26 protein-coding genes and 1 riboswitch are annotated in these 23,501 nt (G+C 62.4%); of the genes, 21 read left to right on the top strand and 5 right to left on the bottom strand.

From position 1 onward, the window contains the following. Positions 1-81: 81 nt before the first annotated feature. Entirely contained in the window at positions 82-1,179 is a 1,098-nt protein-coding gene (gene ribB / locus WBQ96_RS05340) for a 3,4-dihydroxy-2-butanone-4-phosphate synthase (RefSeq protein ID WP_336548057.1), read from the top strand. Between the two features lie 67 nt (positions 1,180-1,246). Here ribB and WBQ96_RS05335 read toward each other — a convergent pair whose 3' ends face one another. Next, on the bottom strand, positions 1,247-2,461 hold the full coding sequence (locus tag WBQ96_RS05335; RefSeq protein ID WP_336548054.1) for an MFS transporter: 1,215 nt from the start codon (positions 2,459-2,461) through the stop codon (positions 1,247-1,249). A 116-nt stretch (positions 2,462-2,577) separates the two neighbouring features. Here WBQ96_RS05335 and WBQ96_RS05330 point away from each other — a divergent pair, with 116 nt between their 5' ends. Then, positions 2,578-3,177, top strand: a complete 600-nt coding sequence (locus WBQ96_RS05330) for a TetR/AcrR family transcriptional regulator (RefSeq protein WP_336548052.1) — start codon at positions 2,578-2,580, stop codon at positions 3,175-3,177. Here the strand turns inward: WBQ96_RS05330 and bluB are convergent. Then, positions 3,174-3,896 (bottom strand): 5,6-dimethylbenzimidazole synthase, encoded by a 723-nt coding sequence (gene bluB, locus WBQ96_RS05325; RefSeq protein ID WP_336548050.1) that lies wholly within the window; start codon positions 3,894-3,896, stop codon positions 3,174-3,176. The genes WBQ96_RS05330 and bluB overlap by 4 nt on opposite strands. A gap of 46 nt (positions 3,897-3,942) precedes the next feature. Beyond that, positions 3,943-4,126, bottom strand: a riboswitch (cobalamin riboswitch). A gap of 122 nt (positions 4,127-4,248) precedes the next feature. On the opposite strand from bluB, the gene WBQ96_RS05320 reads away from it, so the two are divergent. From WBQ96_RS05320 to WBQ96_RS05285, 8 genes are all read left to right on the top strand, one after another. Then, positions 4,249-5,175 carry a histone deacetylase family protein gene (locus WBQ96_RS05320; protein WP_336548048.1) on the top strand — a complete coding sequence of 309 codons (927 nt, stop codon included), beginning with the start codon at positions 4,249-4,251 and terminating at the stop codon, positions 5,173-5,175. Positions 5,176-5,178: 3 nt separating this feature from the next. Further along, complete coding sequence (locus WBQ96_RS05315; RefSeq protein WP_165115114.1) at positions 5,179-5,430, top strand: exodeoxyribonuclease VII small subunit; 252 nt, start codon at positions 5,179-5,181, stop codon at positions 5,428-5,430. 71 nt (positions 5,431-5,501) lie between these two features. Further along, positions 5,502-5,774: a DUF2277 domain-containing protein gene (locus tag WBQ96_RS05310; RefSeq protein WP_336548037.1), complete on the top strand. Its 273-nt coding sequence runs from the start codon at positions 5,502-5,504 to the stop codon at positions 5,772-5,774. A 134-nt stretch (positions 5,775-5,908) separates the two neighbouring features. Next, the gene (locus WBQ96_RS05305; protein ID WP_336548035.1) at positions 5,909-6,829 is read left to right on the top strand and encodes a pirin family protein; all 921 of its coding nucleotides are present in this window, start codon (positions 5,909-5,911) and stop codon (positions 6,827-6,829) included. A 106-nt stretch (positions 6,830-6,935) separates the two neighbouring features. Then, complete coding sequence (dxs, locus tag WBQ96_RS05300; protein WP_336548031.1) at positions 6,936-8,849, top strand: 1-deoxy-D-xylulose-5-phosphate synthase; 1,914 nt, start codon at positions 6,936-6,938, stop codon at positions 8,847-8,849. A gap of 100 nt (positions 8,850-8,949) precedes the next feature. Next, positions 8,950-9,249, top strand: a complete 300-nt coding sequence (locus tag WBQ96_RS05295; RefSeq protein WP_336548029.1) for a hypothetical protein — start codon at positions 8,950-8,952, stop codon at positions 9,247-9,249. Between the two features lie 38 nt (positions 9,250-9,287). Next, positions 9,288-10,049, top strand: coding sequence for a TlyA family RNA methyltransferase (locus tag WBQ96_RS05290; RefSeq protein ID WP_336548027.1), 762 nt, complete (start codon positions 9,288-9,290; stop codon positions 10,047-10,049). Further along, positions 10,046-11,287: a class I SAM-dependent RNA methyltransferase gene (locus WBQ96_RS05285; RefSeq protein WP_336548025.1), complete on the top strand. Its 1,242-nt coding sequence runs from the start codon at positions 10,046-10,048 to the stop codon at positions 11,285-11,287. The genes WBQ96_RS05290 and WBQ96_RS05285 overlap by 4 nt, the downstream gene beginning before the upstream one ends. Positions 11,288-11,296: 9 nt before the next feature. Here WBQ96_RS05285 and WBQ96_RS05280 read toward each other — a convergent pair whose 3' ends face one another. The 3 genes from WBQ96_RS05280 to WBQ96_RS05270 all read right to left on the bottom strand — a co-directional run bounded on the left by WBQ96_RS05280 (position 11,297) and on the right by WBQ96_RS05270 (position 14,099). Then, positions 11,297-11,998 carry an NAD-dependent deacylase gene (locus WBQ96_RS05280; protein ID WP_336548023.1) on the bottom strand — a complete coding sequence of 234 codons (702 nt, stop codon included), beginning with the start codon at positions 11,996-11,998 and terminating at the stop codon, positions 11,297-11,299. Between the two features lie 4 nt (positions 11,999-12,002). Continuing rightward, positions 12,003-13,415, bottom strand: a complete 1,413-nt coding sequence (gene tldD / locus WBQ96_RS05275; RefSeq protein WP_336548020.1) for a metalloprotease TldD — start codon at positions 13,413-13,415, stop codon at positions 12,003-12,005. An 84-nt stretch (positions 13,416-13,499) separates the two neighbouring features. Beyond that, the gene (locus WBQ96_RS05270; RefSeq protein WP_336548019.1) at positions 13,500-14,099 is read right to left on the bottom strand and encodes an invasion associated locus B family protein; all 600 of its coding nucleotides are present in this window, start codon (positions 14,097-14,099) and stop codon (positions 13,500-13,502) included. 385 nt (positions 14,100-14,484) lie between these two features. On the opposite strand from WBQ96_RS05270, the gene coxB reads away from it, so the two are divergent. The 11 genes from coxB (at position 14,485) to rnhA (ending at position 23,497) form a co-directional block, all read left to right on the top strand. Continuing rightward, positions 14,485-15,351, top strand: coding sequence for a cytochrome c oxidase subunit II (gene coxB, locus WBQ96_RS05265; protein WP_165115137.1), 867 nt, complete (start codon positions 14,485-14,487; stop codon positions 15,349-15,351). Between the two features lie 38 nt (positions 15,352-15,389). Next, complete coding sequence (gene ctaD / locus WBQ96_RS05260) at positions 15,390-17,039, top strand: cytochrome c oxidase subunit I (RefSeq protein ID WP_165115139.1); 1,650 nt, start codon at positions 15,390-15,392, stop codon at positions 17,037-17,039. Positions 17,040-17,112: 73 nt separating this feature from the next. Beyond that, positions 17,113-18,060, top strand: a complete 948-nt coding sequence (locus tag WBQ96_RS05255) for a heme o synthase (RefSeq protein ID WP_336548015.1) — start codon at positions 17,113-17,115, stop codon at positions 18,058-18,060. After that, positions 18,057-18,215, top strand: coding sequence for a hypothetical protein (locus tag WBQ96_RS05250; RefSeq protein ID WP_336548013.1), 159 nt, complete (start codon positions 18,057-18,059; stop codon positions 18,213-18,215). Before WBQ96_RS05255 ends, WBQ96_RS05250 begins: the two co-directional genes overlap by 4 nt. A gap of 7 nt (positions 18,216-18,222) precedes the next feature. Beyond that, positions 18,223-18,852 carry a cytochrome c oxidase assembly protein gene (locus tag WBQ96_RS05245; protein ID WP_336548011.1) on the top strand — a complete coding sequence of 210 codons (630 nt, stop codon included), beginning with the start codon at positions 18,223-18,225 and terminating at the stop codon, positions 18,850-18,852. A 1-nt stretch (position 18,853) separates the two neighbouring features. Continuing rightward, a complete protein-coding gene (locus WBQ96_RS05240; RefSeq protein ID WP_336548009.1) occupies positions 18,854-19,744 on the top strand; it encodes a cytochrome c oxidase subunit 3 in 891 nt (296 codons plus the stop codon). 126 nt (positions 19,745-19,870) lie between these two features. Beyond that, a complete protein-coding gene (locus WBQ96_RS05235) occupies positions 19,871-20,269 on the top strand; it encodes a DUF983 domain-containing protein (protein WP_336548007.1) in 399 nt (132 codons plus the stop codon). Next, positions 20,266-21,018, top strand: a complete 753-nt coding sequence (locus tag WBQ96_RS05230) for an SURF1 family protein (protein ID WP_336548006.1) — start codon at positions 20,266-20,268, stop codon at positions 21,016-21,018. Before WBQ96_RS05235 ends, WBQ96_RS05230 begins: the two co-directional genes overlap by 4 nt. A 69-nt stretch (positions 21,019-21,087) precedes the next feature. Then, positions 21,088-22,098 (top strand): 4-hydroxy-3-methylbut-2-enyl diphosphate reductase, encoded by a 1,011-nt coding sequence (ispH, locus tag WBQ96_RS05225; RefSeq protein ID WP_336548004.1) that lies wholly within the window; start codon positions 21,088-21,090, stop codon positions 22,096-22,098. Beyond that, positions 22,098-23,060 carry a homoserine kinase gene (locus WBQ96_RS05220; RefSeq protein ID WP_165115155.1) on the top strand — a complete coding sequence of 321 codons (963 nt, stop codon included), beginning with the start codon at positions 22,098-22,100 and terminating at the stop codon, positions 23,058-23,060. The genes ispH and WBQ96_RS05220 overlap by 1 nt, the downstream gene beginning before the upstream one ends. Beyond that, a complete protein-coding gene (rnhA, locus tag WBQ96_RS05215) occupies positions 23,057-23,497 on the top strand; it encodes a ribonuclease HI (protein ID WP_336548001.1) in 441 nt (146 codons plus the stop codon). The genes WBQ96_RS05220 and rnhA overlap by 4 nt, the downstream gene beginning before the upstream one ends. Positions 23,498-23,501: the final 4 nt, after the last annotated feature.

Here is a 23,501-nt window from a genome sequence, read left to right as displayed (position 1 = left end):
TATGTTACCCGTCGAATTCCCTATTGCCCTACTGCCTTATTCCCCTACTGCCATACTCCCTTGCGAACGAAAGTGAGCCCCATGTCCTATGACCAGAAACAAGTCGTCGAGGCGCTGCGGGCCTTCGAGCGCGGTGAGATCGTCGTCGTCATGGACGATGACGGGCGCGAGAACGAGGGCGACCTGATCGTTGCTGCCGTGCATTGCACGGCCGAGAAGATGGCGTTCATCGTGCGCCATACGTCCGGCATTGTCTGCACGCCGATGACGCGTGAGGATGCGCGGCGGCTCAACCTTGCGCCGATGGTTGCCGACAATGATTCGGCCCACACCACCGCCTTCACTGTGAGTGTCGATTTCAAACACGGCACGACGACGGGTATTTCCGCCGACGACCGCACGCTGACGGTGCGCAACCTCGCCAACGGCAATGTCGGCGCGAATGATTTCGTGCGTCCGGGCCACATCTTCCCGCTGATCGCGCGCGAGGGTGGCGTGCTCATGCGCTCGGGCCACACTGAGGCGGCCGTCGATCTGTGCAAGCTTGCCGGCCTGCCGCCGGTCGGCGTTATTTCCGAGCTGGTCAATGATGACGGCACGGTGATGCGCGGCCCGCAGGTGCAGGCGTTCGCCGAAAAGAACGGGCTGAAGCAGGTGTCGGTCGCCGACCTGATCGCCTATCGCCAGCGCCAGGAAACGCTGATCCAGCGCGTCGATACCTTCGATGTCGAGACACCCGGCGGCAAGGCCAAGGCTTTCACCTACACGCTGCCCTGGGACACGATGCACCATCTGGCGATCGTCTTTGGCGATATCCGTGACGGCGTCGAGGTGCCGGTGCGGCTTCACGCCGAGGATGTGGTGACGGATGTGTTCGGCACCGGATGCCGTCTCGACCAGATCATGAAGGCACTGGGCGAGCGCAAGCGCGGCGTCATCGTCTATCTGCGCGAGGGTTCCGTCGGCGTCGCCGACCAGGGCCGCAACCGGCCTTCAGCCGATCGCGAGGATCACGCCGAGGCGCTGCGGCGCGAGGATGAATGGCGCCAGATCGGCCTTGGCGCGCAGATTCTGAAGGATCTCGGCATCTCCTCGATCAACCTGATCGCCTCGCGCGAGCGCCACTACATCGGCCTCGAAGGTTTTGGCATCAAGATCGCCAAGACGGAAATCCTGTAAAACGGAAAACCTGCAAGACAAAGGGCTCCGGTCGACCGACCGGAGCCCTTTGTTTTTCCAAGCCAGCTTATTCCGCCGGCTGCGGCAAGGCCGAAACCGTGCGTCGTTCGCCGCCGAGCGACCTCTGACCCAACAGCACGGTCAGCAGCGCAATCGTCCCGGCCGCTACCGACACCCAGAAGCCGTTATGTGCGCCGTAATTATCCACCACCCATCCGGTTGCGAATGAGCCGAGCGCCATGCCGATGCCGATGCCGGTCATCACCCAGGTGACCCCTTCGGTCAGCATTGCTGCCGGCACGCGGCGCTCGATCAGGCCGAAGGCGGTGATGAAGGTGGGCGAGATCGCCACGCCGCTGACGAAGATCGCCAGCGCCAGCATCGGCACCGTATTCACGACCAGCAACGGCAGCGTCGTCAGCGCAATTATGGCGACCGCGATGGCCAACTGGCGCTGCAAAGGCATGGTCAGGTTCAGTGCGCCGATGATCAGGCCGACCACGAAGGAACCGACGGCATAGACGCCGATGACGAGGCTTGCAGCGCTCGGCTGGCCGAGTTCCTTGGTGATCGCCACCGCGCTGACTTCTGCGGTCGCGAAGGTCGCGCCGATGAAGATCAGGGCAAAGGTGATGATCTGGACTGGCCGCTGCCGGATCGCCGAGCCGCCTCCGCCATGTTCCAGCGGCCTGATCCTGGGTTCCGTCGCGCGTTGCAGGATGAACGCCGCCGATCCGAATGCGAGGAACAGCGTGCTCGCCAGCATTCCCGCTTCGGGGAACAGGGCCACGCTTAGGCCCACAGACAGCGATGCGCCGGCGATATAAACGAGTTCGTCCGCAGCCGATTCGAAGGCGAAGGCGGTGTTGAGTTCAGGACGGTCGTGGAAAATCTCGGACCAGCGCGCCCGCACCATTGCCGGCATGCTGGGCATTGCCGCGGCCATCAGCGCCGACACGAACAGCGTCCAGATCGGCCAGTTCTGGTTGGTTGCGACCAGCAGTGCCGCAAAGGCGATCACCGAGACGATCGTTGTCGGCGTAAGCACTTTCGCTTGCCCGTGCCGGTCGACCAGCCGCGAGATTTGAGGGGCAAGGACGGCGTTGGTCAGCGCATAGGTTGCCGAGACGGCACCGGCCAGCCAGTATTCGCCATGGGTCTGCGACAGCATGGCGACGATGCCGATCGGTGCCATGGCGATCGGCAGCCGTGCGACGAAACCGGCGGCGGCGAAGCCTTTGGCTCCCGGAGCTCTGAAGATTTCGCTATAGGGGTTGGGCATCGAATGCTCCTGGATTTCCAGAGGGGCACCACTTACATACGTGGCGTATGAAATCTAGATAGTTGCATACGCCACGTATGTCAAATAATATACGTACCGTATGCGAAGGAGATTTGATGGCGCATAAACCACGCAAGGAGATGATAGCCGAAACGCGCACCAAGCTGGTGGACGCTGCGCGTCATGCTTTCGGCACGGTCGGCTATGCGGAAGCGTCGATGGACGATTTCACCGCCGCCGCCGGCCTGACGCGGGGCGCGCTTTATCATCACTTCGGCGACAAGAAGGGACTGCTCCAGGCTGTCATCGCCGAGATCGATGGCGAAATGGCGGTGCGGGTGCGCGAGATCGCCGAAAAGGCGCCGACGCGCTGGCAGTATTTCGTCGATGAATGCACCAGTTACATCGAATTGGCGCTGGAGCCGGAAATCCAGCGCATCATGTTCCGTGACGCCCCCGCCGTGCTGGGCGACCCGTCGCAATGGCCGAACGCCAGCGCCTGCGAAGCTTCGATGACGGAAAACCTGACTCATCTGCAGGACGAGGGTGTGGTTGTTCCCGATCTCGATCCGGCGACGGCAGCGCGGCTGATCAATGGCGCGAGCAGCCAGGCAGCGCAGAAGATCGCGAATTCCGACGATCCCGAAGCGACCTCACGGAAAGCCGTCGCGGCTTTCAAGACTTTGCTTAACGGGCTGTTGGTCAACAGGGCCTAACGGCGGGCCTCGTCGGCGACGGCCTTCAGCGCGTCTTCGCCTTCGCCCCCAAAGGTCTCGCTCATGATCAGGTCTGAAAGTGGCAGGCGGTCGCCCCATCCATTCCGTTCGAGGTCCGGTCGCGGCGCAAATTCCGAGACATGGCCGACGCAGAGATAAGCCACCGGAACGACGAGGTCGGGAATGTCCAACGCCCGTTTCAGCGCCTCTGCGTCAAGAATGCTGACCCAGCCGACGCCGATGCCCTCAGTGCGCGCCGCCAACCAGAAATTCTGTACCGCACAGACGGTGCTGTAGATATCCATCTCGGGATTATGCCAGCGGCCAAGCGGTGAATCTTTCGAGCGTGTACGGTCGCAGGTGATGCAGAGGTTCAACGCGCTTTCGCAGATTCCTTCCAGTTTCAGCTTGCGGTAGAGCGCCTGCCGCTCCTCGGCGATATTAGGCAATTCCTGCTCGCGTGCGGCAAGGAAAAGGTCGCGCACCGCCCGCCGGCGCTCCATGTCGCGGATGACGATGAAGTTCCACGGCTGCATGAAGCCGACGGAGGGCGCATGATGGGCGGCGAGCAGCAGCCGGGCCAGCACCGCGTCGTCTATCGGGTCGGGGCGAAAATGGCTGCGCACGTCGCGGCGCGTGAAGATGGCGCGGTAGACGGCATCGCGCCCGGCGTCTTCGAAGGCATTTTCACGGCAGGCGTGGTTGCGGACAGCATTCATCGCATTTCCCCTTGCGATCGAAAACGTCGCTCCGCCCGTCCACGCGGATGACTATTTCTGCCGGGCCGGTCTTCTGGCTTGGGCTCAATCCGCCTCCGGCGCCTTCCCATTCTCGCGAACAGTGGCCTTTGCCGATGCGGTTCCCCTTACAGCGTTGGGCACGCCACGGATTTTCACCGTGTTCCCGATTCTCCCGCCTCGCGGCGGGCACCTGACAGCACCGCAGACTTAACCCGGCGCGCTTGCAAAATCATCCCCCGATGCCGACCTATGATTTCGCAAAGAGGATTTTCCCCAGGCTTCGGGCGCCGACGCATGGCGGCGGCACGGTCTTTCCTGATAGGATGTTTGCATGACGACGCGCCTCTATTCACATCCGATCTATCTCGAGCATCTGACGCCGCCCGGCCACCCGGAGCGGCCTGATCGCTTGCGTGCCATCGCGCGCGTGCTGGAAGACGAGGCCTTTGCCGCACTCGACCGCATCGAGGCACCGGAGGGCGACGAGGCAACGATTCTCTACGCCCATCCCGAAAGTCATGTCCAAAAGGTGCGGGTTGCGATCCCGCAAGAGGGCATCCGCGCCATCGACGCCGACACGGTGGCCAGCCCGAAAAGCTGGGTTGCGGCGCTGACGGCGATCGGCGCTGCCAACGCTGCGGTGGACGACGTGTTTTCAGGCAAGGCCGACAATGTCTTCGTCGCCAGCCGCCCGCCGGGGCACCATGCCGAAAAGACCACGGCGATGGGCTTCTGCCTGTTCAACAATGCCGCCATTGCCGCGCGTTACGCGCAGAAGAAGCATGGCGCCGAGCGGGTCGCCATCGTCGATTGGGACGTTCACCACGGCAACGGCACGCAGGACATTTTCTGGGAAGATCCGTCCGTGCTCTACTGCTCGACGCATCAGATGCCGCTTTATCCCGGCACCGGGGCGAAGAGCGAGACCGGCGCCGGCAACATCGTCAACGCGCCGCTGGCCCCCCAGACCGGCAGCGACATTTTTCGCGAGGCGATGCGCTCGCGCGTGTTTTCGGCGATCGACGATTTCGCGCCGGACCTGATCATCATTTCGGCGGGCTTCGACGCGCATCACCGCGACCCGCTGGCCGAGATCAACCTGACCGAAGACGATTTCGACTGGGCGACCGGCGAACTCATGGACCGCGCCGGGCGCCATGCCAGCAACCGGCTCGTCAGCCTGCTGGAAGGCGGATACGACCTTGAGGGCCTGTCGTTCTCGGTCGCGGCGCATGTGAAGCGCCTGATGAAAGGATAAAGCATGGCCAACGAGCCGAGTGATGAGATCAAGGCGATGAGCTTCGAGCAGGCGCTGGAGGCGCTGGAAAAGATCGTCGACGACCTGGAACGCGGCGACGTGCCGCTCGACCAGTCGATCAAGATCTACGAGCGCGGCGAAGCGCTGAAAACCCATTGCGACCGCCTGCTGAAGGCTGCCGAGGACAAGGTCGAAAAAATCCGCCTGTCGCGCGACGGCAAGCCGGTGGGCACGGAGCCGCTGGACGGCGAATGACTTGACGTTGTGGCAGCTCGCGCCCAGTTATCTATCAGGCAAAGGGTCGATGGAAAATCCGGGAGCAGACAATGTGCCGCAATATCAAGACGTTGTTCAATTTCGAGCCACCGGCGACGCATGACGAGATCCGCGACGCAGCACTTCAGTTCGTCCGCAAGCTGAGCGGTTCGACGAAACCTTCCAAGAAGAATGAGGAAGCATTCAACCGCGCCGTCGACCAGATCGCGGAGGCGGCGCACGAACTGCTGCATTCGATGGAAACGCACCAGCATCCGCGCAACCGCGAGGAAGAAGCCGCCAAGGCGAAGGCCCGTTCAGCGCTGCGTTTTGCAAACGCATGACGCTTGCCGTGCGCCTGTATCGTTCAAGGCTCCACCATTGAACATACCGTCTCCGGTATGGGACTTTCGATTGTCGCGCTTGGGGCGTAGCCTCTCCGCATAAGGTTGAACGCAACCGCAGATCGGAGTGTCCCATGAGCTTTTTTCCCGCACGCGATCCCGAGCCGGGCGACGCATTCTCCTGCGATGCCATCGAACTGATGGTTATTCCCAACGCCAAGGATATTGGCGGTTTCGAGGTGCGCCGCGCGCTGCCGACGGCAAAGCGACGGCTGGTCGGGCCGTTCATCTTCTTCGACCGCATGGGGCCGGCCATCCTGCGCGCCGGCAAGGCGCTGGACGTGCGCCCGCATCCGCATATCGGGCTTTCGACCGTCACCTATCTGTTCGACGGCAAGATCAGGCACCGCGATTCGCTCGGCACCGAGATGGTGATTTCACCCGGTGACGTGAACCTGATGACGGCCGGCCGCGGCATCGTCCATTCGGAGCGGACGCCCGAGGAAATGCGTGGTTCGCCGATGTCGGTTTCGGGCCTGCAGACATGGATCGCGCTGCCCGACCACAAGGAGGAAATCGCGCCGGTCTTCGAGAACACCGCAAGCGCCACGCTGCCCGAATTCAGCGCCGAGGGCGTGACGGGCCGCGTGGTGATCGGCGAGCTTGAAGGCATGCGCGCGCCGGTGACGACCTATCACGACACGCTCTATGCCGATATCCGCCTCGCCCCCGGCGCCAGCTACAGCATTCCAGCCGACGCCGAGGAGCGCGCCATCTATGTGCTCGACGGCAGCGTGGTGATTTCCGGCGACCGTTTCCCCGAAAACCGCCTGCTGGTGCTGAAGCCGGGCGACGAGATCGTCGTTTCGGCCGAAAACGGCGCGCATTTCATGCTGTTTGGCGGCGCTTCGCTGGGTTCGCCGCGCCACATCTGGTGGAATTTCGTCTCGTCATCCAAGGAACGAATCGAACAGGCCAAGGAGGAATGGAAGACCGGCCGCTTCGACATTGTGCCAGGCGACGACAAGGAATTCATACCTTTGCCCGAAAGTTGATGTTTGTGACGCAAGGATACGCGTCATCACCGCACATTTACTTTCCGGGGCCGACGCTCTATCTCCAATCTCTAGACTAGATGGATTACAGGCAGGCTTCGACCTCGTGACTTCGCAACCCAAGACGCCGCTGCTGGACAAGGTCCGCATCCCCGCGGACCTCAAGCTGCTGCCCGAAAGCGACCTGCCGCAACTGGCGTCGGAACTGCGCGCCGAGTTGATCGACGCCGTTTCGCACACTGGCGGCCATCTCGGCGCTGGCCTCGGCGTGGTCGAATTGACCGTGGCGCTGCACTACGTTTTCGATACGCCGGATGATCGCATCATCTGGGATGTCGGTCATCAGGCCTATCCGCACAAGATTCTCACCGGCCGCCGCGACCGCATCCGCACGCTGCGCATGGAAGACGGGCTGTCCGGCTTCACCAAGCGCACTGAGAGCGAATACGACCCCTTCGGCGCGGCTCACTCCTCGACGTCCATCTCTGCCGGCCTCGGCATGGCGGTCGCGCGCGACCTCAGCGGCGGCACCAACAATGTCATCGCCGTCATCGGCGACGGCGCTATGTCTGCGGGCATGGCCTATGAGGCGATGAACAATGCCGGCGCGCTGAACGCGCGGCTGATCGTCATCCTCAATGACAACGATATGTCGATCGCGCCGCCTTCGGGTGCGATGAGCGCCTATCTGGCGCGGCTGGCTTCGGGCAAGACTTATGCCGGCATTCGCGATCTCGGCAAGAAGCTGACCTCCTATCTCGGCGCGCGCGCCGACCGCGCCATCACCCGAGCGGTGGAACATGCGCGCGGCTATGTCACCGGCGGCACGCTGTTCGAGGAGATGGGTTTTTACCACATCGGCCCCATCGACGGGCACAATCTCGAGCACCTCGTTCCGGTGCTGAAGAATGTCCGCGACAACGGCACCGGCCCGGTTCTGATCCACGTCGTGACGCAGAAGGGCAAGGGTTACGCGCCTGCCGAGGCTGCTGCCGACAAATATCACGGCGTCAACAAGTTCGACGTCATCACCGGTGCGCAGGCCAAGGCCCCGGCCAATGCGCCGAGCTACACCAAGGTTTTCGCCGAAAGCCTGATCCAGGAAGCGCGCGAGGACGACCGCATAGTGGCGATCACCGCCGCCATGCCTTCCGGCACCGGGCTCGATCTCTTCGGTGAAGCATTCCCGACGCGCACCTTCGATGTCGGCATTGCCGAACAGCATGCCGTGACTTTTGCGGCTGGTCTCGCGACGGAAGGGCTGAAGCCCTTCGCGGCGATCTATTCGACCTTCCTGCAGCGCGCCTATGACCAGGTCGTGCATGACGTGGCGATCCAGAAGCTGCCGGTGCGCTTCCCCATCGACCGCGCAGGCTTCGTCGGCGCCGACGGGCCGACCCATTGCGGCGCCTTCGACACGACCTATCTTGCCTCGCTGCCGGGTTTCGTCGTGATGGCGGCCGCCGACGAGGCGGAACTGCGCCACATGGTGCGCACCGCCGCCAGCTTCGACGAAGGCCCGATCGCCTTCCGTTATCCGCGCGGCAATGGCGTCGGCGTCGATATGCCCGAGCGCGGCTCGGTGCTGGAGATCGGCAAGGGCCGCATCGTCAAGGAAGGCACCAAGGTAGCACTTCTGTCCTTCGGCACGCGCCTGCAGGATTGCCTGCTCGCTGCCGAGGAACTGGATGCCGCCGGGCTTTCCACCACGGTTGCCGACGCGCGCTTCGCCAAGCCGCTGGACGAGGATCTGGTTCGCCGGCTTGCCAGATCGCATGAGGTTCTGCTGACCGTCGAGGAAGGCTCCATCGGCGGCTTTGCCAGCCATGTGCTGCATTTCCTGGCCAAGGAAGGCCTGCTGGACACCGGCCTGAAGGTGCGCCCGCTGGTGCTGCCGGACGAATTCACCGACCACGCAAAGCCGGAAAAGATGTATGTCGACGCCGGGCTGGATTCGACCGGCATCGTGCGCACGGTGTTTGCCGCACTCGGCCAGTCGGTGCGCTCGGCCACGGCCTAACCAACTGTTTACGCTGATATTTGTGATTCTGCTTACCTTGTCTCTTGGGCCATTTTTAGCGCGTTGCCGCTAGAAAGCTCTCCGGGCAGGGAGAGCAGCAGTGAAAAAATTGCTTCTGGGGAGCGTGGCGTGTCTGGCCGTGCTGAGCGCACCGGCAAATGCGCAGATGCGCCATGATGTGAAGCTCGAGCAGGCCGTGATGGAAATCGTCGCGCGCAAGATCGGCGACATTCGCGGCGGCTTTTCCTATGAGCGCAAGCCGGAATTCGTCGTGCTCAACGAATCCTATTCCTACACGCCGACCTTTCTGGAAAGCGCGCGGGCGGAGCTGATCCGGCGCTTTGACGAAGGCTTGCTGCCGCTTACCGAGCGCACGGTTTCCCGGATCATCGTCTTCTGAAGCTTGCGTTCCCTGCATGCATTCGCCAATGAAGGCGGATGAACGCCAATTCCAAAATCGAAACGCGCCAGAGGCTCGACGAATTGCTCGTCGCGCGCGGCCTGTTCGCCAGCCGCTCACGAGCGCGCGATGCCATCGAGCGCGGCACGGTGAAGGTGGACGGCACGGTTGCAGGCAAGGCGGGGCAGGGCGTTTCAGCCGATGCCGCGATCACTGTGGACGATCCGGCCCAGGCCTATGTCTCGCGCGCGGCGTTAAAACTGATCGCCGGGCTCGACCATTTTGGCATTGATCCTTCCGGCCGCACCGCTCTCGATATCGGCGCTTCGACAGGCGGCTTCACGCAGGTTCTGCTGGAGCGGGGTGCGGCCTATGTGACGGCGATCGACGTTGGCCATGGCCAGATGCATCCGAGCCTGAAGACCGATAAGCGTGTGCTTTGCATCGAGGGGCTGAATGCGCGGGAGCTCTCCGCCGGCGATCTCGGTGGGCATTTGCCAGACCTGATCGTCTCCGATGTCAGCTTCATTTCGCTAAAACTCGCTTTGCCGCCGGCACTCGCGCTGGCGCAAATCGGGGCGCACGGCATCTTTCTGGTCAAGCCGCAGTTCGAGGCCGGCCGCGAGGCGATCGGCAAGGGCGGGCTGCTCAAGAACCCGGTCGACGCACCGCTGATTGCCGAAGCACTGAAAGACTGGCTCGATGCGGTGCCGGGCTGGCGCGCGCTGGGTGTTTGCCCTTCGCCCATCGAAGGCAGTGATGGCAACCGCGAATTTCTGTTGGCCGGGGTAAAGGCATGAGCACTCAGTTTCAGATCGCACGCCTTGGTGCGCAGGGCGACGGCGTGGCCGACACGCCGAACGGCCCGGTATTCATTCCCTTCGCGCTGGCAGGCGAGACGGTGACGGCCGCGCGCGAAAAGGATCGTGCGATGCTGATCGCGGTGCTCGAAGAATCGCCGCTTCGCATCAATCCGGTATGCCGGCATTTCACCGATTGCGGCGGCTGCGCTTTGCAGCATCTGGAAGCGCAAGCCTATCTCGACTGGAAACGCGACAAGGTGGTGCAGGCGCTGAAGAGCCGTGGCATCGAGACGGATGTTGCAGCAACGGTCGCTTGCGCGTCGCATTCGCGCCGCCGCGCCATTTTCTCGGTGCGCCGCACCGAATCCGGCATGCTGCTCGGCTACAATCGGGCGCTGTCGCACCAGATCATCGACATCGAGGAATGCCCTATAATCGAACCGGAAATCGAGCGTGCGCTGCCGATGCTGCGGCAACTGGCGGCGCTGCTTTGCAAGACCGCACAGCCGTTTCACATGACCGTCACCTATACGGCTTCGGGGCTGGATGTGGCGGCCCAGGACGGCGGCAAGCTCGAGGACAAGGCCCGTATGTTGGTTTCCGCCTTTGCCATTCGCGAAGGTCTGGCGCGGGTGGCGGCCGATGGCGAGATCATCGTCGAGCCGAAAAAGCCCGTGGTGCTGTTCGGCAATGTGTCGGTCGCACCGCCTTCGGGCGGCTTCCTCCAGGCTGTCGCGTCAGCTGAAGAGGTCATGGACGGGCTGGTTGGCGAGCATCTGAAGAAGTCGAAGAAGGTGCTCGACCTGTTCGCCGGTGCCGGCGCATTTGCCTTGCGCCTTGCGGCAAACTCGGAAGTCCACGCCGTGGAAGGCGATGCGGCGGCCCTTGCCGCACTCGATCGCGGCTTTCGATTCGCATCGGGCTTGAAGCGCGTCACGGTGGAAAAGCGCGACCTGTTCCGCCGTCCAATCACATACAAGGAACTCGCGGCCTTCGACGGTCTGGTCTTCGACCCGCCCCGCGCCGGTGCCGAAGATCAGTGCAAGCAGATCGCGAAATCCGAGGTGCCATTGGTGGCTGCGGTTTCGTGCAACCCGACGACGTTGGCGCGCGATTTGCGCATCCTGATCGACGGTGGCTACAGGCTGAAAAGCGTGACGCCGGTCGATCAGTTCCTGTGGTCGGCCCATGTCGAGGCCGTAGCGCTGCTGGAGAAGCCGAAGAAGCGGCGGTAGGTTGGGCCGTTAGCTGCCCAGAATGCGCTCGACGAAGGCCGGCACGATTTTCGTGGCGGGGCCGTATTCGGCTTCATCGAAGTTGAAATAGCCCTCCGAGCGCTCAAGGTTGAGCTCGACCGTATGCGCGCCGGCGGCCCGGGCCTGCTCGACAAAACCGGCGGCGGGATAGACGTTGCCGCTGGTGCCGATGGAAACGAACAGGTCGCAGGCATCGAGCGCCTTTTCGATCTCTTCCATGTGGTAGGGCATCTCGCCGAACCAGACCACGTCGACGCGCATGCGCCCCTTTGCCTTGCACCATGGGCATTGCGTATCGATGGACATGTCGCCCGACCAGGGCCGGCGCTTGCCGCAGGCCTCGCAAAGCGCCGAATTGAGCTCGCCATGCATATGGACAAGCTTCTTCGATCCGGCGCTTTCATGCAGGTCGTCGATGTTCTGCGTCACCAGCAGGAACGAGCCTTTGAAGGCAGGCTCAAGCCGCGCGAGTGCCTCATGAGCGGCATTCGGCTTGATGCCGAGCATGCGGCGACGCCGTTCGTTGTAGAAATCGTGGACCTGCCCGGGATTGCGGGCAAAGCCCTCTGGCGTCGCCACGTCGCGATAATCGACCTTGGACCAGATGCCGTGCTTGTCACGAAACGTGTCGACGCCGGATTCGGCTGAAATGCCGGCCCCGGTGAGGACGACGATGCGCTCGAAGACCAAAGGGTTAGACCCGCGTGCCGCCGAGCGTCATCTGGTTCATCCTGAGATGCGGCTGGCCGACGCCGACGGGAACGCCCTGGCCGGCCTTGCCGCACATGCCGATGCCGGTGTCGAGCTTCATGTCGTTGCCGACCATGGTCACGCGGTGCATGGCGTCCGGGCCGTTGCCGATCAGCATCGCGCCCTTGATCGGCTGGGTCACCTTGCCGTTCTCGATCATGTAGGCCTCGGTGCAGCCGAACACGAACTTGCCGCTGGTTATGTCGACCTGGCCGCCGCCGAAGGACACGGCGTAGACGCCGTTCTTCACCGAAGCGATGATTTCTTCGGGCTCCATGTCGCCGGCGGTCATGTAGGTGTTGGTCATGCGCGGCATCGGCTGGTGCGCGTAGGATTCGCGGCGGCCGTTGCCGGTGGCGTTCATGCCCATCAGGCGGGCATTCTGGCGGTCCTGCATGTAGCCGACCAGCTTGCCGTCCTCGATCAGCACATTGCGGTTGGTGGGCGTGCCTTCGTCGTCGACCGTCAGTGAGCCGCGCCGCTCGGCAATAGTGCCATCATCGACGACGGTGACGCCCTTGGCTGCAACCTGCTGGCCCAGAAGGCCGGCGAAAGCCGAGGTCTTCTTGCGGTTGAAGTCGCCTTCCAGCCCGTGGCCGACAGCCTCATGCAGCATCACGCCCGGCCAGCCACTGGACAGAACTATGTCGAATGTACCGGCAGGCGCGGGGATGGCCTGGAGATTGACCAGCGCCTGGCGCAGCGCCTCGTCGGCAGCATGCTGCCAGCTGTCCTCGATGAGGAATTCGCCAAAGCCCTTGCGTCCGCCCATGCCATAAGAACCTGATTCCTGGCGGTCGCCTTCGCCGACGACGACGGAAACATTCATGCGCACCAGCGGGCGCACGTCGCGGACGGTCTGGCCGTCGGCGCGCAGGATCTCGACATGCTGCCATGACGAGGCGAGCGATGCCGTCACCTGGCGCACGCGGGGGTCCTTGGCGCGCAGCCACGCATCGATTTCCTGAAGCAGCTTCGACTTGGCTTCAAAAGAAGGCGACGGAATCGGGTTCTCGTCGGTGTAGAGATGGCGGTTGGTGCGGGCTGGCGCTGCCGCGAGCGTGCCGGAATAGCCGCCCTTCACCGCCGAGACCGCATCGGAGGCGCGCAGGAGCGCTGCTTCGGAAAGCTCGCTCGAATGGGCATAGCCGCTCGCCTCGCCGGCGATGGCGCGCAGCCCGAAACCCTGGTCGGTGTTGAAATTGGCGGTCTTCAGCCGGCCATTGTCGAACATCAGCGATTCGCTCTCGCTGTATTCGAGATAGAGCTCGCCGTCGTCGCTGCCGTTGATCGTGTCGCTGACGATCCGGCGGATCTGGTCTTCGGAAATGTCGAATTGGCCGAGAAGGCTGTTCATGGCGGGTCCGCCTTGTTTTCGAGAAATCAATCGACCCACGATGTAGGCGCGCCGGCCCGTTTCGGCAATGCGCTCGCGCCTATCTTACTGGGGCAGGGCAGCAAAGCCTTCGGCGAAACCCTTGAGGTCGACAGGAATGCCGATGCCTTCTTCAGGCGTCTGGAAGACGATGAAGGTTGCCGACGTGCCGGTCTTCAAGGTGTCGAGCAGCGGCTTTTCGAGGATGACCTCGGCATAGCAGCCGTCGCCGAAGCAGCGCACGAAATAGGCGCGGCCGATATCCTTGCCGTCGACATTGAGGCCAAGGCCGTTGGGCAGGAGAACGCCGAGCGGCGCCAGGACGCGGAGGATTTCAGCCTTGTTGTCGGCCGTGCGCAGCACAACCACCGACAGGCCCATTTCCGGCCGGTCCTCGGCAATGACGTTCTGCATCATCACGCACTGCTCGGCGGTAGCACCGGCCGGCGTGTCGCAGATGATCGACCATGCGCCATGCGTCGAGCGAACGGAACCGCTCTGCGGCTGCGGTGCTTGTGGAGCCGGATTGGCCGGCGCAGGTGCGGCCTGCGGTGCCGGCCTCGGCGTCGGCGCAGGCTGTTGCTGCGCGCCCGCCGGGATGACCGTTCCGGACAGAGCGGCGAAAAGGACGACCTTCGCCAAGGTTCTCGAAAGCCGAGATTTCATGATGGCTCCATTGCGAATCACGGAAAACCATACCGTGACGACAGAAATTATAGGGCAAGACAGTGACCGAACCAGCCAATAGCGGCAGTTTGCCCGTTTTTCCAAGCGAAATTCGCCCGAATTGCGACTGGGCCGACATGTTTGAAGTGGTGTGGCCGTAATAAGGATTTCTCATCCTCTATAGCGATCCTCCACCGCAAATCCGAAAATACTTTGTCCATCCGGTGCTTGCGCGCAAAAATGCCGCATGGGTTCTCGTGCTCCTTTCTTGCGGTCGGAAAGAGAGTATGGTTTGAACCACCTCTAGGACCACCGGGATTCCCTTTCCGGTGCGGTAGCATATTCGTGCGGCCCGGACGCATGGAATTGGGAGACATTGAGGGCGATGAGAAAAATCCTTGCAAGTGCCGGAGCTGCGGCAGCCTTTTTCGCCACCGCTGCAGCCTATGCGGCGCAGCCGACGCCGTGGCAGACGGCGTTTCAGCCGGCAGCCACCGGCATGATGGAGCAGATCACCTGGTTCGAGCACTACACGCTGTGGTTCATCGTGCCGATCACGCTCTTCGTGCTCTTCCTGCTCGCCTATTGCATCATCAAGTTCCGCGCCAGCGTGAACCCGGTTCCCTCGCGCACCAGCCATAACACACTGATCGAGGTGGTCTGGACAGTCGGGCCGGTCGTGCTCCTGCTCTTCATCGCAGTGCCCTCCTTCCAGCTCCTGACGTCGCAATACACGCCGCCGGAAGAGGCCAAGATCACGCTGAAGGCGACCGCCAACCAGTGGAACTGGGACTACGAATACCAGAATGACGAGCCGCTCTCGTTCAACTCGGCTCTTCTGGCCGATGGTGACCGCGCAGCCGCCGGCAAGGAAGATCGCGGCGCTTATCCGCGTCTGCTGGCTGTCGACAACGAGATCGTCGTTCCGATCAGCACGACCGTGCGCGTTCTGGTTACCGCCAGTGACGTAATCCACGCCTTCGCGATGCCGGCCTTTGGCGTCAAGACGGACGCGGTGCCGGGCCGTATCAACGAGATCTGGTTCAAGGCGGAAAAGGAAGGCCTTTATTACGGCCAGTGCTCCGAGCTTTGCGGCAAGGATCACGCCTATATGCCGATCGCCATCCGGGTCGTCTCGGATGCGCAGTATACGACGTGGCTGGCTGCGGCCAAAACCGACCTGAATGGCGCCAACAAGGCGTTGATGGCCGAAATCGACAGCACCAGCAAGGTAGCGGTCGCCGGCAATTGATGCCGCGACCGGACAGAAATTAGGGAATGGAGCGGAATATGGCAGGCGCTGCAGCTCACGACGATCACGATCACAGGCCGAAAGGCTGGATCCGTTGGGTGTACTCGACCAACCACAAGGATATTGGCACGCTCTACCTGATCTTCGCGATCATGGCAGGCATCGTCGGCGGCTTCCTGTCGGTGATGATGCGCTGGGAGCTGGCTGAGCCGGGCATTCAGGTTTTCCATGGTCTTGCATCCATGGTCTACGGCGTCGAAGGCGACGCCGCGATCGATGCGGGCAAGAGCATGTATAATGCCTTCACCACCGCTCACGGCCTGGTCATGATCTTCTTCATGGTCATGCCTGCGCTGATCGGCGGCTTTGCCAACTGGATGGTTCCGATCATGATCGGCGCGCCGGACATGGCGTTCCCGCGCATGAACAACATCTCGTTCTGGCTGCTTCCGCCGGCCTTCATCCTGCTTATTCTCTCGGCTTTCATGCCGAGCGCTCCCGGTGCCCACGGCGTCGGCGGCGGCTGGACGATCTATCCGCCGCTCTCGACCTCCGGCCAGCCCGGCCCGGCGATGGATCTGGCGATCCTTTCGCTGCACATTGCCGGTGCGTCGTCGATCCTCGGCGCGATCAACTTCATCACCACCATCTTCAACATGCGCGCTCCGGGCATGACGCTGCACAAGATGCCGCTGTTTGCCTGGTCGGTGCTGATCACCGCCTTCCTGCTCTTGCTTTCGCTGCCGGTTCTGGCAGGCGGCATCACCATGCTTCTGACCGACCGCAACTTCGGCACGACCTTCTTCGCGCCTGAAGGCGGCGGTGACCCGATCCTGTTCCAGCACCTGTTCTGGTTCTTCGGTCACCCGGAAGTCTACATCCTGATCCTGCCGGGCTTCGGCATCGTCAGTCACATCGTCTCGACCTTCTCGAAGAAGCCGGTGTTCGGTTATCTCGGCATGGCCTACGCCATGGTCGCGATCGGCGCCGTCGGCTTCATCGTCTGGGCGCACCACATGTACACGACCGGCCTGTCGCTCGACACGCAGCGCTACTTCGTGTTCGCAACGATGGTCATCGCGGTTCCGACGGGCGTGAAGATCTTCTCCTGGATCGCAACGATGTGGGGGGGCTCGATTTCGATGAAGACGCCCATGATCTGGGCGATCGGCTTCATCTTCCTGTTCACCGTCGGCGGCGTTACGGGCGTTCAGCTCGCCAATGCCGGCCTCGACCGTTCGATGCACGACACCTACTACGTCGTGGCGCACTTCCACTACGTGCTGTCGCTGGGTGCCGTGTTCGCGATCTTCGCGGCCTGGTACTACTGGTTCCCGAAGATGACCGGCTACATGTACTCGCCGTTCATCGCCAACAGCCACTTCTGGATCACCTTCGTCGGCGTGAACCTGGTGTTCTTCCCGCAGCATTTCCTCGGCCTCGCCGGCATGCCGCGCCGCTATATCGACTATCCGGACGCTTTCGCCGGCTGGAACATGGTGTCGTCCTACGGCTCCTACATCTCGGCCTTCGGCGTGCTGGTCTTCCTGTATGGCGTCTTCGAGGCATTCTCGAAGAAGCGCGTTGCCGGTGCCAATCCGTGGGGCGAGGGTGCGACGACGCTGGAATGGCAGCTGCCTTCGCCGCCGCCGTTCCACCAGTGGGAACAGCTCCCGCGCATCAAGTAAGCGCGGCTGACAAGACACGGAACCGCTGCTCGCCGGCGGTTTCGGCCAAACCGAAAGAGTGGACTGCGTAGGCATGGCCCTGGTTGACAAGAACACGCTGGATGACGGAGGCTTTCGCATGTCGGAAGCGACCGCCCACGACTTCATCGAGCTGCTCAAGCCGCGCGTGATGTCGCTTGTCGTGTTCACGGCATTCGTCGGCCTCGTTGCTGCTCCGGTTTCGATCAATCCTTTCATCGCCGTCGTCGCCATCCTGGCGATCGCCATCGGTGCGGGCGCTTCCGGCGCTTTGAACATGTGGTACGACGCGGATATCGATGCGGTCATGACCCGCACCGCAACCCGGCCCGTACCGTCCGGCCGCGTGCTGCCGGGCGAGGCGCTGGTCTTCGGCCTGATCCTGTCGGCGCTTTCGGTGATGACGCTGGGCGTGCTGGTCAACTGGCTGTCGGCCGCACTGCTTGCCTTCACGATATTCTTCTACGCCGTCGTCTACACGATGTGGCTGAAGCGCTCGACGCCTCAGAACATCGTCATCGGCGGTGCTGCCGGCGCTTTCCCGCCGATGATCGGCTGGGCCGCCGCGACCGGTTCGGTCAGCCTCGAGAGCGTCGTCCTGTTCCTGATCATTTTCCTCTGGACGCCGCCGCATTTCTGGGCGCTGGCGCTGTTCAAGTCGCAGGATTACGGCCGCGCCGGCATCCCGATGATGCCGAACGTTGCCGGTGAGGCTTCGACCCGCAAGCAGATCTTCGCCTATTCACTGCTTCTTGCCCCCATCGGCATGCTGCCCTGGGCCTTCGGCTTCACGACCGCCGGTTACGGCGTTGTCGCCACCGCGCTCGGCATCGGCTTCATCTGGTATGCTTGGAAGGTTCTGGTCATGCCCGACAGCGATCGCGTCATGAAGCCGGCCAAGGCGCTGTTTGCCTATTCGCTGCTCTATCTCTTCGTCATCTTCGCTGCCTATCTGGCCGACAGCGTCGTCGAACGCACGCTGGCTTCGGGAGTGTTGTCATGATCGAGAACGAACTGGTGACGCTGACCGACAAGCAGAAGAAGGCGCGCCGCAGCCGCTCGATCGCCATCGGCCTCGGGCTCGCCGTGCTTGTGGTCATCTTCTACGTCTCGACGATCATAAAGTTCGGCCCCGCAATCCTCGACCGTGCGCTGTGAGGACCGAATGAATCGCGAAACACTGGTCGATCCGAAGACGCAGAAATCCAACAAGGTGGTCGCAGGCGTCTGCGCTGCCTTTTTCGCCGGCATGATCGGCATGGCCTATGCCGCCGTGCCGCTCTACGCGATGTTCTGCAAGGTGACCGGCTATGGCGGCACGACGCAGCGCGTCGACCAGTATTCCGACCGCGTCCTCGACCAGAAGGTGACGATCCGCTTCGACGCCAACACGACCGGCGGCCTGCCGTGGAAATTCCAGCCGGTGGCGCGCGACATGACGATCAGAATCGGCGAGACGGCGCAGGCCCACTACACGGCGGCGAACATGTTCGACAAGCCGACCTACGGCCGAGCGACCTTCAACGTCACGCCGGAGCTGGCAGGCGCCTATTTCAACAAGGTCGAGTGCTTCTGCTTCACCGATACGACGTTGAAGCCGGGCGAGACGCTCGACATGCCGGTCGTTTTCTATGTCGATCCCGACATCGTCAACGTGCCGGAACTGAAGGACGTGAAGACGATCACGCTTTCCTATACCTTTTTCCCCATAGAGGGGGTAAAGCCGGTTGCGGCAGCGCCGCAAGCTGGACCAATCAAGACCAACGACAATACCGACGGAAACCTCGGGGGCTGACATGGCTGACGCGCACGCAAAACCGAATCACGACTATCACATCATTGCTCCGAGCCAATGGCCGTTTCTGGGCTCGCTCGGTGCGCTCCTCATGGCGATCGGCGGCGTTGCCTGGATGCAGTATCTGAAGCAGGGCAACTTCCCGTTCTTCGGCTTCAACCTCGCTGAGAGCCGCTATTTTATTTTCGCCTTCGGGCTCGCGATTGTCGTCTACACGATGTATGGCTGGTGGAGCGACACCATCAAGGAAGCGCATGAGGGCCACCACACCCGCGTCGTGTCGCTGCACCTGCGCTACGGCATGATCATGTTCATCGCCTCGGAGGTGATGTTCTTCGTGGCATGGTTCTGGGCGTTCTTCGATGCCAGTCTGTTCCCCAACGAGGTCCATCAGGTTGCCCGCGCGGAGTTCACCGGTGGCGTCTGGCCGCCCAAGGGCATCGAGGTCCTCGATCCTTTCCACCTGCCGCTCTACAACACCATCATCCTGCTGCTGTCCGGCACGACGGTCACCTGGGCGCACCACGCGCTGATCCATGGCGACCGCAAGGGCCTGATCAACGGCCTGGCGCTGACGGTTGGCCTCGGCGTGCTGTTCTCCTTCGTTCAGGCCTACGAATACATCCACGCACCATTCACCTTCCACGACTCGATCTACGGCGCGACCTTCTTCATGGCGACCGGTTTCCACGGCTTCCACGTCATCATCGGCACGATCTTCCTGCTCGTCTGCCTGATCCGTGCGATGAAGGGCGACTTCACGCCGAAGCAGCATTTCGGCTTCGAGGCCGCCGCGTGGTACTGGCACTTCGTCGACGTCGTCTGGCTGTTCCTGTTCGCCTCGATCTATGTCTGGGCATCCGTAGGCGCGACGATCGCTCACGGCCACTGAGGCAACATATCGTGTTATTGGAAGGCGGTCGTGGCAGCACGGCCGCCTTCCGCTTTTCTGGCGCAATGACGGAGCAAAGATCGGTTCGGACTTCGCCGGCCCGCTTTCCTCGATAGAGACAGATCCATGACCCAGCCCACACATGAAGATCAGGCGCTCTGGCCGCCGGTTGAACCGATCGCGGCGGGTCTCAAGGGGCGCTGCCCGCGCTGCGGTGAGGGAAGGCTATTCTCCAGTTTCCTGACGGTCGCCCCACGCTGCGACACCTGCCGGCTCGATTATTCCTTCGCCGATGCCGGCGATGGCCCGGCGGTGTTCGTCATCCTGATCATCGGCTTCATCGTCGTCGGCTCGGCACTGTGGATGGAGGTTACCTACAACCCACCGCTGTGGCTGCATTTCCTGCTGTGGATACCGCTGACGATCATACTCAGCCTCACTGCGCTGCGGTTGATCAAGGGCGTGCTGATCACACTGCAATACCGCAACAAGGCTGCCGAAGGGCGCATGGATCAGCCGGAATGAGCGGTTCTGCTGTATCCGGTTTCCGTGCGAGCAGGCCGGCACGATTGCTTGCATTGGTCCTTGGCTTGGTGGCTTTCGCCGTGCTGATCGGCCTCGGCACTTGGCAGGTCCAGCGGCTGCACTGGAAGGAAGCGCTGCTGGCGACCATCGACCAGCGCATCCACTCAGTGCCGCTGCCGCTGGCCGACATCGAGAAGAAATTCGCCGAGGGCGGCGACGTCGATTACTGGCCGGTGACGGTCAGTGGTCGGTTCATGCATGAAGGCGAGCGGCATTTCTTCGCCACCTATGAGGGCGATTCCGGCTTTTACGTCTATACGCCGCTGAAGCTTGCCGACGGCCGTGCAGTCTTCATCAATCGCGGCTTTGTGCCCTATGATCTGAAGGATGCTGCGAAGCGGACTGCCGGTCAGGTCTCCGGTGAGGTGACGGTGACGGGGCTTGCCCGTAACCCGCTGCCGGGAAAACCGTCCTCGATGGTCCCGGACAATGATATCGCCAAGAACGTCTTCTACTGGAAGGACCGCGACGTGATGGCGGCCAGCGCCGGGCTGGAGACAGGTGTGGCACTCGTGCCCTTCTTCATCGACGCCGACAAGACGCCCAACCCCGGCGGACTGCCGGTCGGTGGCGTGACCATGATCGACCTGCCCAACAGCCATCTCGAATATGCCGTCACCTGGTACGGGCTGGCGGCGGCCCTTGCCGGCGTGCTCGGCGTGTTTCTATGGCGCTCCCGGCGCGGCTAATAGCATCGCCGGCCTTGACAGAGGGTGGGTGCAGACATCATTTCGGCACTAACAAACAGACCGGACGCCATGCCTGAAATCTCATCCAAGCCGCCACTCACCATCCGGCTCTGCCAGCCGCGCGGATTCTGCGCCGGCGTCGACCGCGCCATCCAGATCGTGGTGCTGGCGTTGAAAAAATACGGTGCGCCGGTCTATGTCCGCCACGAGATCGTACACAACCGCTACGTCGTCGAAGGCCTGCAGAATCTCGGCGCGGTCTTCATCGAGGAACTGGACGAAATCCCCGCCGAGCATCGCGAATGCCCGGTGGTGTTTTCGGCCCATGGCGTGCCGAAATCGGTGCCGGAGGATGCGCAGGCGCGCAACCTCTTCTATCTCGACGCGACATGCCCGCTGGTTTCGAAAGTCCACAAGCAGGCCATGCGCCACCAGCGCCTCGGCCGCCACGTGCTGCTGATCGGCCATGGCGGTCACCCGGAAGTCATCGGCACGATGGGGCAACTGCCGGAAGGTTCGGTAACGCTGATCGAGACCGAGGCCGATGTCGCAGCCTTTGTCCCTAGTGATCCCGAAGCGCTCGGCTTCGTCACCCAGACGACTTTGTCTGTCGAGGATACCGCCGGCCTCATTCGCGCGCTGCAAGACAGGTTCCCGGCGATGATGGCGCCTTCGGCCGAATCGATCTGCTACGCCACCACCAACCGCCAGGAAGCGGTGAAGGAAACCGCGTCCGGCGCCGATCTTTTCCTCGTTGTCGGCGCGCCGAATTCCTCGAACTCCAAGCGCCTTGTCGAGGTTGCGGAACGCGCCGGTGCGAAAATGTCGCTTCTCGTGCAGCGCGCCTCCGAAATTCCGTGGGATGACATCGCCGGCATTTCGACTTTGGGCCTGTCGGCGGGAGCGTCCGCGCCGGAGATCATCGTCGACGAGATCATCGACGCCTTCCGCGCCCGTTTCGACGTGAAGGTGGACCTGGCGATAACGGCGACGGAAACGGAGAATTTCCCGGTAATGAGTGTGCTGCGTGACATGAAGCTGACCCCGTCGGACATGGCCTTCGTCAACGGAACCGTATGATGGCAGTCTATACGGACGTTTCCGAAAACGAGCTCGGCGCGTTTCTGAAGGAATATTCGATCGGCGACCTTCTGTCCTACAAGGGCATCGCGGAAGGCTCCGAGAACTCGAACTTCCTGCTGCACACGTCGAGCGGCTCCTACATTCTCACCCTCTATGAGAAGCGGGTCGACAAGGGCGACTTGCCGTTCTTCCTCGGCTTAATGGAGCATCTGGCCGGAAAGGGCATTTCCTGCCCGCTGCCGGTGCATCGGCGTGACGGCAGCGTCACCGGCGCGCTGGCTGGCCGTACGGCGGCGGTCATCACCTTCCTCGAAGGCATGTGGATGCGCCGCCCGACGGCGGCCCATTGCCGCGAAGTGGGCACTGCACTGGCAAGCCTGCATGTCGCCGGCGTGGATTTCCCGCTGAAGAGGCCAAACGCGCTCGACATCGCCGGCTGGCGCAAGCTGTGGGAAGGATCGCACGACCGCGCCGACGAAGTCGAAAAAGGGCTGGCGGCTGAAGTTGACGCGGACTTCGCTGCGTTCGAGCGCAATTGGCCAAAGGACCTGCCTGCAGGTGTCATCCATGCCGATCTGTTTCCCGATAATGTCTTCTTTCTCGGCGAGAAGCTCTCGGGGCTGATCGACTTCTATTTCGCCTGCAACGACCTCTACGCCTATGATGTGGCGATCTGCCTGAATGCCTGGTGCTTCGAGAAGGACGGTTCCTTCAATCTCACCAAGGGCACGGCATTGCTGGCAGCCTATCAGGCGGTGCGGCCGCTGAGCGATGCGGAAAAGCAGGCGCTGCCAATTCTGGCGCGGGGTGCTGCACTTCGCTTCATGCTGACGCGGCTTTATGACTGGCTGACCATTCCCGACGGCGCGCTGGTCCAGAAGCGCGATCCGATGGAATTCATCCGCAAGGTGCGGTTCCACCGCCAGATCAATTCCGCGTCCGAATATGGGTTGAAATGAACAAATCAGTCGAAGTTTTCACCGACGGCGCCTGCTCGGGCAATCCGGGTCCCGGCGGCTGGGGTGCCATCCTGCGCTTCAACGGCAAGACCAAGGAGCTTTCCGGCGGCGAAGCGGATACGACCAACAACCGCATGGAACTGATGGCGGCGATTTCGGCGCTGAATGCGCTGAAGGAACCGTGCACGGTCGACCTTCACACCGATAGCAAATATGTGATGGACGGCATCTCGAAATGGATTCACGGCTGGAAGAAGAACGGCTGGAAGACCGCCGACAAGAAGCCGGTGAAGAACGGCGAGCTATGGCAGGCGCTGGACGAGGCAAACAAGCGTCACAAGGTGACGTGGCACTGGGTCAAGGGCCATGCCGGCCACGAGGAAAACGAGCGCGCTGACGAGCTCGCCCGCTTGGGCATGGCGCCGTTCAAGAAATAGCTTG

Origin of the sequence: Mesorhizobium sp. CCNWLY176 (genome assembly GCF_037153935.1) — a bacterium.
Taxonomy (GTDB): domain Bacteria; phylum Pseudomonadota; class Alphaproteobacteria; order Rhizobiales; family Rhizobiaceae; genus Mesorhizobium_M; species Mesorhizobium_M zhangyense.
The sequence above is the reverse complement of the archived record's forward strand: the minus strand, read 5'-3'. Positions and strand labels throughout refer to the sequence as shown.

Excerpts from the sequence above, each read along its gene's own strand:
- ribB (WP_336548057.1), top strand. The coding sequence starts at position 82 with ATGTCCTATGACCAGAAACAAGTCGTCGAGGCGCTGCGGGCCTTCGAG.
- WBQ96_RS05335 (WP_336548054.1), bottom strand. The coding sequence starts at position 2,461 with ATGCCCAACCCCTATAGCGAAATCTTCAGAGCTCCGGGAGCCAAAGGC.
- WBQ96_RS05330 (WP_336548052.1), top strand. The coding sequence starts at position 2,578 with ATGGCGCATAAACCACGCAAGGAGATGATAGCCGAAACGCGCACCAAG.
- bluB (WP_336548050.1), bottom strand. The coding sequence starts at position 3,896 with ATGAATGCTGTCCGCAACCACGCCTGCCGTGAAAATGCCTTCGAAGAC.
- WBQ96_RS05320 (WP_336548048.1), top strand. The coding sequence starts at position 4,249 with ATGACGACGCGCCTCTATTCACATCCGATCTATCTCGAGCATCTGACG.
- WBQ96_RS05315 (WP_165115114.1), top strand. The coding sequence starts at position 5,179 with ATGGCCAACGAGCCGAGTGATGAGATCAAGGCGATGAGCTTCGAGCAG.
- WBQ96_RS05310 (WP_336548037.1), top strand. The coding sequence starts at position 5,502 with ATGTGCCGCAATATCAAGACGTTGTTCAATTTCGAGCCACCGGCGACG.
- WBQ96_RS05305 (WP_336548035.1), top strand. The coding sequence starts at position 5,909 with ATGAGCTTTTTTCCCGCACGCGATCCCGAGCCGGGCGACGCATTCTCC.
- WBQ96_RS05290 (WP_336548027.1), top strand. The coding sequence starts at position 9,288 with ATGAACGCCAATTCCAAAATCGAAACGCGCCAGAGGCTCGACGAATTG.
- WBQ96_RS05285 (WP_336548025.1), top strand. The coding sequence starts at position 10,046 with ATGAGCACTCAGTTTCAGATCGCACGCCTTGGTGCGCAGGGCGACGGC.
- tldD (WP_336548020.1), bottom strand. The coding sequence starts at position 13,415 with ATGAACAGCCTTCTCGGCCAATTCGACATTTCCGAAGACCAGATCCGC.
- WBQ96_RS05270 (WP_336548019.1), bottom strand. The coding sequence starts at position 14,099 with ATGAAATCTCGGCTTTCGAGAACCTTGGCGAAGGTCGTCCTTTTCGCC.
- coxB (WP_165115137.1), top strand. The coding sequence starts at position 14,485 with ATGAGAAAAATCCTTGCAAGTGCCGGAGCTGCGGCAGCCTTTTTCGCC.
- ctaD (WP_165115139.1), top strand. The coding sequence starts at position 15,390 with ATGGCAGGCGCTGCAGCTCACGACGATCACGATCACAGGCCGAAAGGC.
- WBQ96_RS05255 (WP_336548015.1), top strand. The coding sequence starts at position 17,113 with ATGGCCCTGGTTGACAAGAACACGCTGGATGACGGAGGCTTTCGCATG.
- WBQ96_RS05250 (WP_336548013.1), top strand. The coding sequence starts at position 18,057 with ATGATCGAGAACGAACTGGTGACGCTGACCGACAAGCAGAAGAAGGCG.
- WBQ96_RS05245 (WP_336548011.1), top strand. The coding sequence starts at position 18,223 with ATGAATCGCGAAACACTGGTCGATCCGAAGACGCAGAAATCCAACAAG.
- WBQ96_RS05240 (WP_336548009.1), top strand. The coding sequence starts at position 18,854 with ATGGCTGACGCGCACGCAAAACCGAATCACGACTATCACATCATTGCT.
- WBQ96_RS05235 (WP_336548007.1), top strand. The coding sequence starts at position 19,871 with ATGACCCAGCCCACACATGAAGATCAGGCGCTCTGGCCGCCGGTTGAA.
- WBQ96_RS05230 (WP_336548006.1), top strand. The coding sequence starts at position 20,266 with ATGAGCGGTTCTGCTGTATCCGGTTTCCGTGCGAGCAGGCCGGCACGA.
- ispH (WP_336548004.1), top strand. The coding sequence starts at position 21,088 with ATGCCTGAAATCTCATCCAAGCCGCCACTCACCATCCGGCTCTGCCAG.
- WBQ96_RS05220 (WP_165115155.1), top strand. The coding sequence starts at position 22,098 with ATGGCAGTCTATACGGACGTTTCCGAAAACGAGCTCGGCGCGTTTCTG.
- rnhA (WP_336548001.1), top strand. The coding sequence starts at position 23,057 with ATGAACAAATCAGTCGAAGTTTTCACCGACGGCGCCTGCTCGGGCAAT.